Raw genomic sequence first — 13,938 nt, forward strand, 5'->3', positions numbered from 1 at the left:
TAATAGTTTATCCTTTATTCTTTTATTTAGGAACAGCAATAGCAGTAATAACAAACAACTTTAAGAAGCAGAAGGTTAAAAATTAATCCTAAATAATATATGATATTGCTAATTTTGTTAACGAAATAGAGATACACCATCTAATCTTAGGTCTCGCTAAGCCCAAAATGCAATTTATACACATAGCTCAGCAGTTTAAAAATTGCTGGGCTGTGTTATCAATGTTGATTATGGAATAGTTAAATCTTTTTTAGATAAAGGAGAAGAAAATGACAGATGGAGCTTCCAGGAATCGTGCATTGCTCATTGATAATTCTTAGTTGTAATGTTAAACCCCATCAGAAATGCTGGGGTTTGCTGTTTGAGTGTAGCTTGAATAAATAGCCTTTAGGTACTGAAATAACTAATGTAGGTCGTAAAAGTTCAGATATAGCAAGTCCATGAAAGAGCTATAGCAATGTAGTTCTTCTCATTTAATTATAACAAGATTATGAACAATAATAACTGTATTTCTAGGGATGGCTGGTTTAGCTTCACACTAGCTGATGGCTGGGCAGAATATGACGATGATTCTACTTATGCTTTCTGGAATGAAACGGAGGCATCGTGGACAGGTAATTTTAGGATTACTGCTTTTCAATGGCCAAACGTAACTGATCCCAATGAGGATAAAGCTGATCAATATATTACCACAGAGATCCTCGAAAATGCTGGTGCCCAGAAAATAAAGTTGGGTAACTATAACTGCGCGCATTATAAGAAAGAATCTCAACAAGATAGGGATAACCAAGTGATTTATTATTGGATTACTGGAAAACAGAACGATATATTTATCTGTACATTTTCCATTGATAAGAAACAAGAGACAATGCCTATTAATGAAAGGGAATTAATATCTGTTCAAAAGATGATCGCTAGTATCAAAATCATTTAGAATTATTATTGGCCTACGTTTTAGGTAATTTTACATAAAACGACACTCGGGCATCGCCTACAAACAATTGCATCTGATAGAATTAATATTTATCTTTACCTTAGTCAATTACAGTCAAATAGTTGCAAAAAAATGGTGAGCAATTAGTGAGCAGGTTAGTATGATAAGATTTAAAAGGCTAATTATCAAGGGTATACTGATAGGGCACAAGTCCCGTCCATTCCGCAACAAAAGCCTTAGTTTGAAAAAGCTAAGGCTTTTTTGTTTTTTGGTCTGCGACAACGAATTCATATCGAAAGTTACCCAGTGTTCCGGATGTTTTTCCTGTATATAAAATAGAATTAAGCTGCGACAAACACTGGATAGATTTGCTTATGGCATATCTTATGCCAATCGTCATCACGGTATAGGCTGTACTTAAAATCTCTTTTTGCTTCTTGAGCATTATCAATTGTTTTTTATAAATTAAGGCTGTAAAATTGAGGTATTATCACGGTGATCCTGACCTCCGAAATTAATTTAATGAAAAGGCCAGATCAAGCCAATCTGCAAACACTTTATTCGTTCAGGTTTTCTTTGTAAAGAAAAGCGCTAGTCCACTCAAAAAAACAATATCCTATGCATACTATTTTACCTTTTCTACTTGCCATGGTAGCCATAATCGTACTGTTAACCATGTGGGCTGCTAAACTCAAAATCGCATATCCTATTCTGCTTGTTATCGGCGGATTGTTAATAAGCTTTATACCTGGCTTGCCCATGGTGAAAATTGATCCCAACCTCATCTTTTTTATATTCCTGCCTCCGCTATTATTTGAAGCTGCCTGGTCTATTTCTTTTAAGGAGATGAAAAAGTGGTGGCGTATTATCGGGAGTTTTGCTTTCCTGGTTGTTTTTTTTACAGCGCTTTCGGTAGCCCTTGTAACCAACTATCTTATCCCTGGATTTACAATAGCTTTAGGTTTTCTGTTGGGAGGTATAGTATCTCCGCCTGATGCTGTAAGTACGGGTGCCATTACTAAGTTTGTTAAAATTCCAAAATCCACTTCGGCGATTTTAGAAGGAGAAAGTTTATTAAATGATGCCTCCTCCCTAATTATCTTTCGTTTTGCACTGGTGGCTGTAGGTACGGGTCAGTTTATATGGCAAGATGCGGCTCTTAGCTTTTTATGGATGGTTATTGGCGGGGCCGGGATTGGCTTATTACTGGGCTGGATATTTGTTCAGGCGCACCGGTATTTGCCAACAGATGCTCCATCGGATATCGCACTTATGCTTATTGAGCCTTATTTTATGTATTGGATTGCAGAAGAACTGCACAGTTCAGGCGTATTGGCGGTGGTGAGCGGAGGATTATTTATGTCGGCAAGAAGGCTTCTTTTTTTAAGCAGTACCAGTCGTATCAGGGCTTTCAGTGTATGGGAAAGCTTTATCTTTATTTTAAATGGTATGGTGTTTTTGATCATTGGGCTCGAGCTTCCGGAAATTATGGATGGGCTTAGGTCAAAGGGAATTCCATTAAGCACGGCAATTGGTTATGGTTTATTGGTTACGGGCGTTTTAATTGCCGCCCGTATAATCAGCTCTTATGCTGCCCTTATTGCTACACTTATTTTCCGCCCGAATGTAGCGCCAGCCGCGTCGTCAAGGAGAATGCGTTTAACCATGCCATTATTGCTTGGCTGGACAGGCATGCGTGGCGTTGTATCGCTGGCGGCTGCATTGGCTATACCTATAGCATTTGATAATGGAATGGCTTTCCCACATAGAGACCTGATTTTGTTCATTACTTTTGAAGTAATCCTGCTTACGTTATTGGTACAAGGTCTTACGCTTCCTTATTTTATAAAACGGGCAGGTGCATTTGGCGAGAGAATTAACAAGGAAAATGAGGAATCAGTCAGGCAGAAAGTGAAACAAGACCTGAAAGTGCATTCCTATCAGTTTCTTAAAAATAAATATAATAACGGGTTGAATGGAAATGCCGGTATGGAAAAATTGTTGAAGCATTTGGAAGAAAAATCTAAAGCCACAGACGATAGCTGGATGAATGAAAAAACGAAATCGATTTTTATGGAGTTACTCGAAAGCCAGCGATTGTATCTTTCGGAGCTTAATAAGGATGTTTCGGTTAGTGAAGACGTTATTCGGCAGCAATTATACCAGATCGACCTGGAAGAAGAGCGGCTGAGGATGATCTAACCTTTCGGAATGTTGTTTTTATTTTAGATGAAACTCAACGGGTTATGCAATTGTAATTGAAAATCTTAAGCAGGATGGTGATAAACTGAATTTTGTCTTTATATTTGCAACCTCGAAAGAGACAAGAGGTTCGAACGTTAAGAAGAACAAAGGGAGTGGTAGTTCAGCTGGTTAGAATACATGCCTGTCACGCATGGGGTCGCGGGTTCGAGTCCCGTCCATTCCGCAAAAAGCTTCGAAGAAATTCGGAGCTTTTTCGCTTTTTGAGTTTTTTGTTTAACTGTTGGTTAAGGTTTTTTGAATCAGGCGGAATAGTTGGAGATCAAAGAACATCGTGATCACGAATTTCCGAAAAGGACTGTTACTGGACAATTGGCGCCCCCTGCCACGGTTGATATAATTTGTTGTTCAATCCAAGGGGGGTAGCGAGGTCAATGTGGTTTGGAATTAATCGTGGATAATAAATAAGTAATTACCGTATATTTAACGCAACCAGATCTTGTAATTAAGACATCTAAATGCGCTATATAGTAATTCAACCTGAAGAACGACTAAAACCTTATGTCCGTCATTTTCTGTTAATGGAGAATGATAAAGATTTTGTGCATACTGAAACATTTAGGGCATTTGCAGACGGAAGTCCAGGTCTAGTTTTTCAACAGATTCCTGGTGCTTTCTCCGATCGCCATTGCCAACGTTTTCCTGCTGCTTATTTGTATGGACTTACTACAAAATATGTTGACAAAATAGCGAATGGAAAATTCAATAATATCATTGCTTGCCTCCATCCTTATAGTATCAAAACTATTTTCGGGATAGATGCGGCCCAGCTTACTAACAAACACTACAACGTAGAGGATATCGTAAAAACAGACATTACTGATATGCTGTCCGAAGTTTCATTATCTACAGAAGAAAAAATCACGGTCATTTCAGATTTCATTTTAAGAGAGGCTGCCAAATACAAATACAATAACCCAGTAAAAATTCGTCATGTTGTTGAACTTTTAGAGAAAAGTGGTGGAGTTGGTACGCTGAATCAAATAGCGGCTGAGTCTGGGATCAGCGAACGTTCTGTTGAAAGATTATTTATTAATTATGTTGGTATTACTCCGAAGCTGTTTTCACGAATACAACGATTCCAATCAACAATTCGCATGATAAATAGTTGTGAGAATCCGTTATTAAGTAGTATTTGCTATGATCATGAATATTCAGATCAGTCCCATTGTATTCGGGAATTTAAAGAGTTCACAGGGACTACGCCAAAACAATTTGTTCGAAAGCCCAAAGATGAGGTGTCCAATTTTTCACAATGGAGTTAACTTATCTGTCGGTTTTATTCTATTTTTCAAGTCGATTTCTTTTTTCATTTGCAAAACATTTTTAGTCACCGCATGGAAAAAAGACAATACAACATTGGCATAATAGTCGGGAGTTTGAGAAAGGCTTCTTACTGCCTGAAAATGGCTCAGTTCATTAGGCAGGCCAGGCCTCAAAACCTTAGATATTCATTAATCAGTATCGAAGAATTGCCTATTTACAACGAAGACCTGGAGACAGAAAGCGCACCTGTTGCATGGCTGGACTTCAGAAATGCCATTCGGCATCAGGATGGGATACTGTTTATTACCCCTGAATACAATCGATCTGTTCCCGCTGTGCTAAAAAATGCCATCGACATAGGGTCGGCACCGCATGGCAAAAACGTTTTTGAAAGTAAACCGGCGGCAATCATTAGTCTTTCGCCGGGTAAAATGGGAGCATTTGGTGCTAACCATCATTTGCGCCAGTCGCTTGTATTCCTGAACATGCCGGTGATGCAGCAACCGGAAGCCTATATTGGAAACAGCGCGGAAATTTTTGGTCAGGGATGCGCAATCCAGGTTGAAAGCATACGTCATTTCATCACACAATTCCTGGAAGCTTTTTCTGCCTGGGTAGTACGTCAAAAAAAGGAGTTAAATTAACTAGCAACACGATGTTGTCAAGCACTCAAATGTAGTGAAGCATTAAAGTCTGAACCGCTTCTTTGCCTGTCGGGGAGCTTCACTTCTTTATTACTAGTCGCTTATCCGTGTATTGTTATATTTTCATTATCAATCTATCCACTTCAGTACTCCGATAAACGTCAAAAGTTGTACAAGGGGTTCGATTGCACCCCGTACAGCCCACTAAAGGAAACAACAAATATCAGTTGTTTCCTTTTTTTTTGGCCATAAGGGGTTGATTAACAAAGTGGTGTGTTTTTAGCTCAAAGATGAAAAGGTGTTCGAGATTTTTACATCTGAAGTTAAAATCTCTGCTAGAAAATAGTCTTTGCATTAAGGATCACTTTGATGTCCGGAGCACTTTACTCACATGGCTTTCATCTGTGAGGCCAAAATCATTCGCGATTTGTTTAAGACTATAGTTACCACCGGCTATTCGTTGCCTGATCATGCTGTAGCGGTAGTCGCTGATATACTGCCGTAAGGTTAACCCGGTATTCCTTTTAAAATAGGGCCCGATGTAGTCTTGCGATACATTAAAATGACCGGCCATTATTGGAGCCTTCAATAGGTTCGGGTAATAGATGTTTTTGTGGATGTAGCAAAAAATGGCCTGCATATCCCTGCCTCGCGGGCCTACAGGTTTTAGTTCGGGCATATTACGCTGAAGAATGGCTGCCAATGACAGTACCTGCATCCAGATTATCTGATCGTTCGTGAAACTGTCCGCCCTGAGGCCCACAACTAAATTGAAGATCATATCAACAATTCTACTGTCTTGGGCTGACAGCTTAAACCCTGCATAATGTGTTTCGCGGCTCTTGATAAGATATTCCAGGTGTTGTACACCATCCCTGATTTGTCCACCGGCCCCATGCATATACTGGTCAGTGAATTTAAGGTAGATAAAATGTGTCTGCTCCTTTATCTCGAAGGAATGGGCTTCTTCAGGTCCTATTAAAAAAACATTGCCTGATTCATAGGGAAGTGTTACCCCATTAATCACGTGCATACCTTTTCCCGTTCTGATGTATATCAGCTCATAATGGTTATGCTTGTGCAACGGATGCTGCCATATGTTGGCTGTAAAATCAGCTATTATTAGCGGCTCGTACTGATGATAGCGCTTCATGTTGGAAATATACAAAAAACTAGCGGAATATTACCGAAGCTAAAAACGTATGAGCCGGAACTTTGCAATAGAATAACAAATAAAGTAAAAACATGAATACAGCACTTGTAGTCGGAGCGAATGGCGTAATAGGCACTAATCTAATTAATCATCTGGAAAGTTTGGGTACCTGGAATATCATTGGGTTGTCCCGCCGCGGTGGGACAGATCGCAAAGCATTATCTTATATTTCTGTTGATCTTCTCGATAAAGATAACTGTACAGCAAAACTCGGTGCATTGTCTGGTGTAACACATATATTCTATACTGCGTATCAAGACCGCCCTACCTGGGGGGAACTCGTGGCCCCTAACCTTGCAATGCTTGCCAATGTGCTTAATGCCATCGAACCTGTAGCGGATCTAAAGCATGTGAGCCTGATGCAGGGATATAAAGTTTACGGTGCCCATTACGGACAGTTTAAAACACCGGCCAAAGAAAGCGATGATCAGTTAATCTCTACAGAATTTAATCTCGAACAGCAGTACTTTCTCCAAAAACGGCAGATGGGAAAAAATTGGTCGTGGTCTGCCATCCGACCCTCCGTAGTAGGAGAAACAGCTACCGGCAACCCCATGAACCTGGCCATGGCCATTGCAGTATATGCAAGCATTTCCAAGGAACTTGGGATTCCATTGCGCTTCCCGGGTAAGCCAGGTGCCTATGATAAATTGCTTGAAATAACCGATTCAGGCCTGCTCGCCAAAGCTACCGTATGGGCAGCGACTTCGCCCCAATGTGCCAACCAGGCATTCAATATCAGTAATGGCGATCTTTTTCGATGGAATGATCTTTGGCCGAAGATAGCAGCTTACTTTGAGATGCCCGTGGCGTTTCCTTTGCAGCTACCGTTAACCCAGGTAATGGCTGATAAAAAAGCGGTGTATGAAGGTATGCAGGATAGGTATGGTTTAGAAAAATATCCCTATGGTGAACTATCATCCTGGCCGTTTGCCGATTTTGTATTTTCATGGGACTATGATTTTTTTGCCGATGGAACTAAAGCCAGGCGCTTGGGCTTCCATGAATTTGTAGATACTGAAAAAATGTTCTACCGCCTGTTTGATGAAATGCGGGCAAAGAAAATTATTCCTTAAATAAATCAATCCATGTTGTTGAGAAAAATTACAAGGCCACCGTATTTTCAATAATAGATTGTATGGTGCTCATATGATGCTCATCATGCCCGGCTACGAAGTACATAAGATCGACAATATTCATTGGTTGATTTAACCTCGGATGGATACTTTTCTTCAAAAGGTCTTCTTTGCTTATTCCCTGCAGCAATGCAATTGTTTTTGCTCTTTCGTCAATCAGATTTTTGGTAAGTTCATCCAGTAATGATTTATTGAAAAAAGCCTGTTCGGTTGCTGTATTATTTAAATCAGCAGGAGACATGTCATGCTTTCCATCCTTTATGTCCTGAAACCGCTTGCGCCAGAGATCTTCCAGGAGGATCAAATGTCCAACGTTTTCATTCACAGACCATTTACCATCGGTCTTTATAGTGATTACTTTTTTAGGGCAAGTTTCAAGTAATTGATTTAAAACAGCAGGAAAATGCTCCATGCGGCTTAGGACATCCTCAAACTGTTCGATGTCAATGTTTGTATCGAATTTTCGATCAAACCATTTTACAAAAGGCTTTGGTTCTATCATTTTTAAAATTTATAGTCCATTTTATACACTTCACCTAGCTCATTATTATCAGTCCCGCCTGCTGTCACACTCCAGAATATGGGGCATTTGATTGCGAGAATATTGGCTAGATTGTATTATATTTTCATAATTTTAAAGAGCCATGTGCAGAATGGGATAATTTTTACCTGATCCGTCTTTTTCTGATCTCCCCATTTTTTTAAAGCCCAATTTAGCGTAGAAGCTTATAGCCTGGTGGTTTTGCTCATTAACGTCAACCGTTGTAATGCCTTTTACCTCTTTCATAAAATTGAACAATCTTTTTCCATAGCCCTTTCCACGGTGTTCGTTATGGATAAAGAGCATTTCCAGGTTTCCTTCTGATGCGGATGCAAATCCGATTTGTTCACCCCGTTCAATAAGCAAGAATACATCAAGATGCGGTAGATAGTCTTTTGGGATAATCTGCTTAAAATAAATAAAATCTTCCTCAAGGAGAAAGTCATGAGTAGCGATAACTGCTGATTCCCAAATCTCCATAATCCGGATATAATCTCCGGGGGTTGCGAGCCTGATCTGTTGCGACATCATTAATGATACAATATTAAATATTTACAGATGGTCTACCTGATGCCATCGTATAGGCTTCTTTCAACACCTCCGAATAGGTGGGATGTGCATAACACACTGAAGCCATATCTTTCGCTGTAACTTCGTATTCCAGGCCAATAACTGCCTGCGCTATTAAATCTGCAGCCCTGGCACCTATAATATGCACCCCTAAAAGTTCTCCATATTTAGGATCAGACAGTACTTTTACGAACCCATCCGTTTCCATTCCTGCCCTGGCTCTGGCATTTACGGCAAAAGGGAATTTACCGACATTATACTTTATTTCCCGTTTTTTTAATTCTTCTTCTGTAGCTCCTACAGAAGCAACTTCTGGCCAGGTGTAAACTACCGACGGAATCCGGTCATAATTAATATGCGGTTTTTGACCATCAATTCTTTCGACTACAAATACGGCTTCTTCTTCTGCTTTGTGGGCAAGCATAGCACCACCAATGACGTCGCCAATAGCGAAAATGTTTGAGGCTGTTGTCTGGAGCTGGTCATTTACCCTTACCGTGCCATTGGTATTCAATTCTACATTGGTGTTTTCTAAACCCAGGTTATTCACGTATGGCTTTCTGCCAACAGCGACTAAGATATAGTCTGCGGTCAGGTCTTGTTCGGCACCCAGTTTATCTTTAAAATACACTTTAGCTTGGTCGCCGAGGTTTTCAGCTTTGTACACTGCTTGCTGTAGCTTGATTTCTACCCCTTCTTTTGTCAAAATTTTTGTTAATGTACTTCCCAATTCCTGATCCATCGCAGCAATCAGATTATCAGCATATTCTAATATAGTCACTTTTGTCCCGATTCTGTTAAAAATAGAAGCCATTTCTACACCGATCACACCACCGCCAATGATAATGATACTTTTCGGTTTTTCTTGCATTGCCAGGGCTTCGGTAGAGGTAATGATCCTTTTTTTATCGATGGTAACTCCCGGAATAGTTGCCGGTTTTGATCCGGTAGCAATAATGAACTTATCCGATCTGATAACAGTTTCCTGCTGTTCGGCATTTATAATTTTCACGGATTCATTGTTGAGAAAAGTGCCTGTGCCTTGGAAAACTTTGATCTTATTCTTTCTCATCAGGAAATCTAATCCCTGTGTATTTTTAGTCACTACATCGGCTTTGCGTTTAAAAACCTGTTCGAAATTAAGATGGAGATCAGAAAATTCAATACCGTGATTTTCAAAACGCTTCAGCGCATCTGCATAATGATGTGTGGTATCCAGCAAGGCTTTGGTAGGAATACACCCCACATTGGTACAAGTGCCTCCTAATGTGCTGTATTTTTCAATTAACGCAGTTTTATAACCCAGCTGGGCACTTCTTATCGCTGCTACATATCCGCCCGGACCCGACCCGATAACGGTAATATCAAATTCTTCCATTTTTCTTTTCTAATATTGTTAAAATAAACCGATTGGTCTTTTTTAGGGTAAAAAAAATTATACTTTAAGATTTTTAATTAATTTTTCGAGGAAAGACATTGCGATTTTAAGCTCTGTCATATGGTTATTGACTTTTGCCTGCATAAATGCACCTTCGATCATGGAAATCATAATCACCGAAATTTCAGTTGCATCAGTATCTTCTTTTATTTCTTTTCTTTCGATACCCCGTTTTATTTGGTTTACAATAGCGGTTTTCCAAAGTCCCAGCGCTTTTTGTGCTCGTTCTTTTAGTTTCGCATGGGTATCATCAGCTTCTGTAGCGGTATTTAAAATCGGACAGCCAGCTTGCAAATAAGGGTACCTGAAATAGTTCCTATATGTTTGCGGGTAAACCAGCAACCTTTCTATCGAATTCTCGGTAGCTAAGATGCGTTCTTTCATGTGCTGTGTCACCATATCAAAGTTGTGATCAAATACGCTTAATGCAATTTCGTCTTTGTTCTGGAAATTGCCGTAAATGCAACCTTTGGAAAGTCCGGTGGCATCCATTAAATCGTTGATTGATGTTCCCGCATAGCCTTTCGTATTAAAAACCGGTGCAGTTTTCTCAATAATGAGCCGTTTGGTATTTTCAGACTTGGTCGTTTTCATCACAGATGAAATTTTTAATTTCCTCCAAAATTATATAAAAAATAAAACAATCGGTCTTTTTTTTAAAAATTTTTACGGGTTAATGATAAGTTACCATACCGGCTGAAGCCCTTTTACCTATTTGCCGATTTTTTCTTTAACAGTTCTTCGTACGCAGGTCCTTCGCGTTTTTCTATGCCGTCAGAAATTTTTATTCCGGCTTTCTCAAACTCACTGATTAATCTTTTATCGAAATCAGCGATGTATGATGCAAATGATAAAGAATCTTTTTCTTCAGGGATTGTTTTAAAAGGAACGTACGGTTCCTTAAACCTGTGCAACACGGCTTGAGTACTATCGTTGCCTTCTAAAAGAAGCGAGTCGCCGTAGTCTGTAATTTTGGCTACATAATCTTTGGTAAGATATTTTAAGGAATCATTTTCTATTTTATATGGAAGTTTAAAACGGCCGACTTTCTGATTATAGAAAACTACATATTGCGAATCGATATCAAATTCGCTATATCCATTTGCCATCGAAAACCGATGCCATTTTCCGATCAATGATTTTTTGTTTCCAGCTATATTTTTTGGACGAGACGAATCGCAGGCGGAAAGGATAAGAATAAAAAAAGCAAAGAAATAAGGTATGAATCTCATGATAACAAGTTGTTAATGATTAAAAAAGTACCTGAAGTACATACTGCCCGGCAATAAGCCGGGCAGTATTGTGGTTGTGAATAGCTTAAACAAATGTTTACTGTGCCCAAATGGTACAGTTAATATTGCCATTCGTATTGGTACCCCATGTTTCGGCAACCATAATTGCAGGAATATTTAGCTGGCCAAGCGTATATCCGAAACTTTGCCATTTGTTATAATGGTTTGCAAAAGTAATGACACGATTTTGCCCGGTAGAAACCTTTGTTACCCTGGAGCTATAAATCTGCCTGAAACCGTCGCCACCATCAATATTTTTACCTGTCATCCACCGGGTCCATACGTTATAACCTGCACCGTCGCTTTCAAATGTACCCAGGTAAGTACCGGTATGAGGAGAAACCGCACCCCAGGTTTCATTCACATAATACTCATAATAAGGGCTTCTGCTCCATCCGTACCAGCCAAAAGTACCACCTCCCGAGTTGGAATAAGCGCCCAGGTTATACCCTATCGTATAGTTAGCTGAGCCTACTGAATAACCCTTGCCACAGGTAAAATTACCGTTAAACCCGTTCCAGTTAACGCTGTAATTTCCGCCGGAACCGTTGGCATAATTGACTGTGCCTGTTGCACCATCACTCTTCCAAAGCGACCAAAAGAAGCCGTTATGTGTGCCCGATTGATAGGATTCTACCGTGGCTGTTTTGGTAGAAGGGGGTGGAGCAGTAACTTCCCCTGGCGCAATCTTTTCGTCTTTTTTACAGCCTGTTAAACATGCAGCGCTCGCAAACACTAAGGTTGCAGCCACAACAAGGGTAACCTTCCTGGTTACACCTGTCAGTGAATTTGGTGTTTTCATATGAGATATATAATTGGTTAGGGAAGCAAAATAACCGTATTTAGTTTTGAAATTCGGCTAATAATCAGCAAATTATGTTATACAAATGTTCAAAAAGTCGTGGTAAACTGACTTTTTGAAGCGTATAGCTATGAAGTATTAATTTGTATTCTATTACTGTGTTAATTTACAATTTTGATAAGTAGGGTAATGATTTCTAATAGCTTGAACCTAAAAGAGGAGATTCTAACGCTATGCTATAAACCATTTAAACGGATTCAACAATTATTATTCTGCCGAGGTAGTAAAAGGATTTAAACCGCTTATTTTAATGTGGGTTTTGGGTGGTTGTGTTTGATTATCAGTTTGTTGTATTGTATTCCGTCATTGCGAGGCGGGATATGAGCGAGCCAAAGCAATCTATCATGTAATTTATCATCAAAAAGATTTTTCATTTGTAGCTTATTGTTTTTAACGGCATTCAAGCTCACTTCGCGGGCGCTTCACTCCTGCGCAAAAAACCTTCTTCAGTTCGCAATGACGAAATTAAGATCCAAAACTCACGTTATTTTAAATCCCAGATTCCGGCAGCACGTTCGAGCTGTACTAGTGTAGCAGTATAATTGTATTGAGCCTGATAATAGCTCTGTTGTACTTCATTATAGGTTCGTTGAGCATTTAAAACCTCTAATAACGAGGTTTCGCCGCGTTTATAACTATATGTTTTCGCTTCAAATATCTTGTGGGCATCTGCCAACAGGGCGTTGTTATATTGTGATACCTGTTTCTCTGCCGCCTTATAGTTGATATATGCCTGTGTTACCTCAGTTTGTATCTGCAATGCTACCTGCTCATATTGGATTTTAGTTTGTTTGATCAGGAATTGCGCAGTTTTAAGCTCTCCTTTATAAGCGTTGGAAAATTTTAAAGGAACTGAAATACCAACATTGACCGACCTGTATGCTGGCGTTGGGGCGATCTCATTGGTCGAAGCACCGCTATACTGCATTCCTATGGAAAGGCCCAGATCTATAGCCCTGTTAGCCTTTGCCAACTGCAATGTGTTTTTAGCAGCTATTTGTGTATTGCTTGCGGCTACTGCATCGGAGCGGTTAGCCTGTGCATCGGAAATAAGCTTTAGCAATGAAAATGTTCGTTTCAAATCTCTGAAATCGTTTGCCGGTACCAAAAAAATGTCAGGTTGTACCATTCCGGCGTTAAGGTTCAATTGTACAAGTGTTGTTTTCCAATCTGCTTCGGCCTGAATTAAATTATTAAGCAAATTGCTTGCCTCCAGCTTAGATTGCCGCGCATCTGTTTCGGTAGCTGATCCTAATCTAAACCTTGTTGAATCTGCATCAGCCAGCTGCTTCATCGTAGAGTAAGAGTTTTGTAATACGCCCAACAGGTGATATTGTTGAAGTGCATTAAAATAAGCCAGGGTGGCATCAGCACGTAAATTACGGAAAAAATCAAGCAGTAAGGCCTTGCTTACTTCCGACTGACTTTCGGCTAAGGCTATTCTCGACTTGCGTTTGCCCCCAAGCTCAAGCGTTGTACTGATGCTGGTATTATACCCCCTGCCTAAGTGCAAGCTCGATTGCTGGTTGTCATATCCTCCCACACTCAGCTGCGGATCAGGAAATACCCTTGCGCTTTCAATATTGGCTTCTGCTATACTAACGTTATACTTTCCGGCCAGGTATCCAAGGTTTTGTCGTCCCACAAGATTTAAATATTCTTCCAATTTTAACTCTTTTTTAATGAAAGCAGTATCAGTTTGCGCATAAGCACTCTGGGAGCCGATTAACAGGAGCAATAGATACAGGTAGCGGTTATTTTTCATTTTTTTAATCATCAT

Annotated in this window: 13 protein-coding genes and 1 tRNA gene; 6 read left to right on the forward strand and 8 right to left on the reverse strand. The window is 39.8% G+C overall.

The genetic code is table 11. From position 1 onward, the window contains the following. Nucleotides 1-490 precede the first annotated feature (490 nt). From ACFSR6_RS09225 to ACFSR6_RS09245, 5 genes are all read left to right on the forward strand, one after another. Nucleotides 491-934 carry a DUF3805 domain-containing protein gene (locus tag ACFSR6_RS09225; protein WP_379077981.1) on the forward strand — a complete coding sequence of 148 codons (444 nt, stop codon included), beginning with the start codon at nt 491-493 and terminating at the stop codon, nt 932-934. A gap of 618 nt (nt 935-1,552) precedes the next feature. Further along, complete coding sequence (locus ACFSR6_RS09230) at nt 1,553-3,136, forward strand: Na+/H+ antiporter (RefSeq protein WP_379077983.1); 1,584 nt, start codon at nt 1,553-1,555, stop codon at nt 3,134-3,136. Nucleotides 3,137-3,288: 152 nt separating this feature from the next. Next, a tRNA-Asp gene (locus tag ACFSR6_RS09235) sits at nt 3,289-3,362 on the forward strand. 292 nt (nt 3,363-3,654) lie between these two features. After that, entirely contained in the window at nt 3,655-4,461 is an 807-nt protein-coding gene (locus tag ACFSR6_RS09240; RefSeq protein WP_379077985.1) for a DUF6597 domain-containing transcriptional factor, read from the forward strand. 72 nt (nt 4,462-4,533) lie between these two features. After that, complete coding sequence (locus ACFSR6_RS09245) at nt 4,534-5,106, forward strand: NADPH-dependent FMN reductase (RefSeq protein WP_379077988.1); 573 nt, start codon at nt 4,534-4,536, stop codon at nt 5,104-5,106. A 361-nt stretch (nt 5,107-5,467) separates the two neighbouring features. Here the strand turns inward: ACFSR6_RS09245 and ACFSR6_RS09250 are convergent, their stop codons facing one another. Beyond that, on the reverse strand, nt 5,468-6,259 hold the full coding sequence (locus ACFSR6_RS09250) for a helix-turn-helix domain-containing protein (protein ID WP_379077991.1): 792 nt from the start codon (nt 6,257-6,259) through the stop codon (nt 5,468-5,470). 92 nt (nt 6,260-6,351) lie between these two features. Between ACFSR6_RS09250 and ACFSR6_RS09255 the strand changes: the two genes are divergently transcribed. Further along, the gene (locus tag ACFSR6_RS09255; RefSeq protein WP_379077993.1) at nt 6,352-7,395 is read left to right on the forward strand and encodes an SDR family oxidoreductase; all 1,044 of its coding nucleotides are present in this window, start codon (nt 6,352-6,354) and stop codon (nt 7,393-7,395) included. A gap of 28 nt (nt 7,396-7,423) precedes the next feature. Here ACFSR6_RS09255 and ACFSR6_RS09260 read toward each other — a convergent pair whose 3' ends face one another. The 7 genes from ACFSR6_RS09260 to ACFSR6_RS09290 all read right to left on the reverse strand — a co-directional run bounded on the left by ACFSR6_RS09260 (nt 7,424) and on the right by ACFSR6_RS09290 (nt 13,938). Next, nucleotides 7,424-7,957 (reverse strand): DinB family protein, encoded by a 534-nt coding sequence (locus ACFSR6_RS09260; RefSeq protein WP_379077996.1) that lies wholly within the window; start codon nt 7,955-7,957, stop codon nt 7,424-7,426. Nucleotides 7,958-8,089: 132 nt separating this feature from the next. Then, nucleotides 8,090-8,527 (reverse strand): GNAT family N-acetyltransferase, encoded by a 438-nt coding sequence (locus ACFSR6_RS09265; protein ID WP_379077999.1) that lies wholly within the window; start codon nt 8,525-8,527, stop codon nt 8,090-8,092. A gap of 13 nt (nt 8,528-8,540) precedes the next feature. After that, nucleotides 8,541-9,944 (reverse strand): dihydrolipoyl dehydrogenase, encoded by a 1,404-nt coding sequence (lpdA, locus tag ACFSR6_RS09270; RefSeq protein WP_379078002.1) that lies wholly within the window; start codon nt 9,942-9,944, stop codon nt 8,541-8,543. Between the two features lie 57 nt (nt 9,945-10,001). Then, a complete protein-coding gene (locus ACFSR6_RS09275; protein ID WP_379078005.1) occupies nt 10,002-10,598 on the reverse strand; it encodes a TetR/AcrR family transcriptional regulator in 597 nt (198 codons plus the stop codon). 113 nt (nt 10,599-10,711) lie between these two features. Continuing rightward, nucleotides 10,712-11,236 (reverse strand): hypothetical protein, encoded by a 525-nt coding sequence (locus tag ACFSR6_RS09280; protein ID WP_379078008.1) that lies wholly within the window; start codon nt 11,234-11,236, stop codon nt 10,712-10,714. A 97-nt stretch (nt 11,237-11,333) separates the two neighbouring features. Further along, nucleotides 11,334-12,098 carry a glycoside hydrolase family 11 protein gene (locus tag ACFSR6_RS09285; RefSeq protein WP_379078011.1) on the reverse strand — a complete coding sequence of 255 codons (765 nt, stop codon included), beginning with the start codon at nt 12,096-12,098 and terminating at the stop codon, nt 11,334-11,336. 544 nt (nt 12,099-12,642) lie between these two features. After that, nucleotides 12,643-13,938: a TolC family protein gene (locus ACFSR6_RS09290; RefSeq protein ID WP_379078014.1), complete on the reverse strand. Its 1,296-nt coding sequence runs from the start codon at nt 13,936-13,938 to the stop codon at nt 12,643-12,645.

Origin of the sequence: Pedobacter vanadiisoli, from assembly GCF_042684385.1 — a bacterium.
GTDB lineage: Bacteria > Bacteroidota > Bacteroidia > Sphingobacteriales > Sphingobacteriaceae > Pedobacter > Pedobacter vanadiisoli.

What these genes read in the sequence shown, in the direction of transcription:
- ACFSR6_RS09225 (WP_379077981.1), top strand. Translation starts at nt 491, where the DNA reads ATGAACAATAATAACTGTATTTCTAGGGATGGCTGGTTTAGCTTCACA.
- ACFSR6_RS09230 (WP_379077983.1), top strand. Translation starts at nt 1,553, where the DNA reads ATGCATACTATTTTACCTTTTCTACTTGCCATGGTAGCCATAATCGTA.
- ACFSR6_RS09240 (WP_379077985.1), top strand. Translation starts at nt 3,655, where the DNA reads ATGCGCTATATAGTAATTCAACCTGAAGAACGACTAAAACCTTATGTC.
- ACFSR6_RS09245 (WP_379077988.1), top strand. Translation starts at nt 4,534, where the DNA reads ATGGAAAAAAGACAATACAACATTGGCATAATAGTCGGGAGTTTGAGA.
- ACFSR6_RS09250 (WP_379077991.1), bottom strand. Translation starts at nt 6,259, where the DNA reads ATGAAGCGCTATCATCAGTACGAGCCGCTAATAATAGCTGATTTTACA.
- ACFSR6_RS09255 (WP_379077993.1), top strand. Translation starts at nt 6,352, where the DNA reads ATGAATACAGCACTTGTAGTCGGAGCGAATGGCGTAATAGGCACTAAT.
- ACFSR6_RS09260 (WP_379077996.1), bottom strand. Translation starts at nt 7,957, where the DNA reads ATGATAGAACCAAAGCCTTTTGTAAAATGGTTTGATCGAAAATTCGAT.
- ACFSR6_RS09265 (WP_379077999.1), bottom strand. Translation starts at nt 8,527, where the DNA reads ATGATGTCGCAACAGATCAGGCTCGCAACCCCCGGAGATTATATCCGG.
- lpdA (WP_379078002.1), bottom strand. Translation starts at nt 9,944, where the DNA reads ATGGAAGAATTTGATATTACCGTTATCGGGTCGGGTCCGGGCGGATAT.
- ACFSR6_RS09275 (WP_379078005.1), bottom strand. Translation starts at nt 10,598, where the DNA reads ATGAAAACGACCAAGTCTGAAAATACCAAACGGCTCATTATTGAGAAA.
- ACFSR6_RS09280 (WP_379078008.1), bottom strand. Translation starts at nt 11,236, where the DNA reads ATGAGATTCATACCTTATTTCTTTGCTTTTTTTATTCTTATCCTTTCC.
- ACFSR6_RS09285 (WP_379078011.1), bottom strand. Translation starts at nt 12,098, where the DNA reads ATGAAAACACCAAATTCACTGACAGGTGTAACCAGGAAGGTTACCCTT.
- ACFSR6_RS09290 (WP_379078014.1), bottom strand. Translation starts at nt 13,938, where the DNA reads ATGATGATTAAAAAAATGAAAAATAACCGCTACCTGTATCTATTGCTC.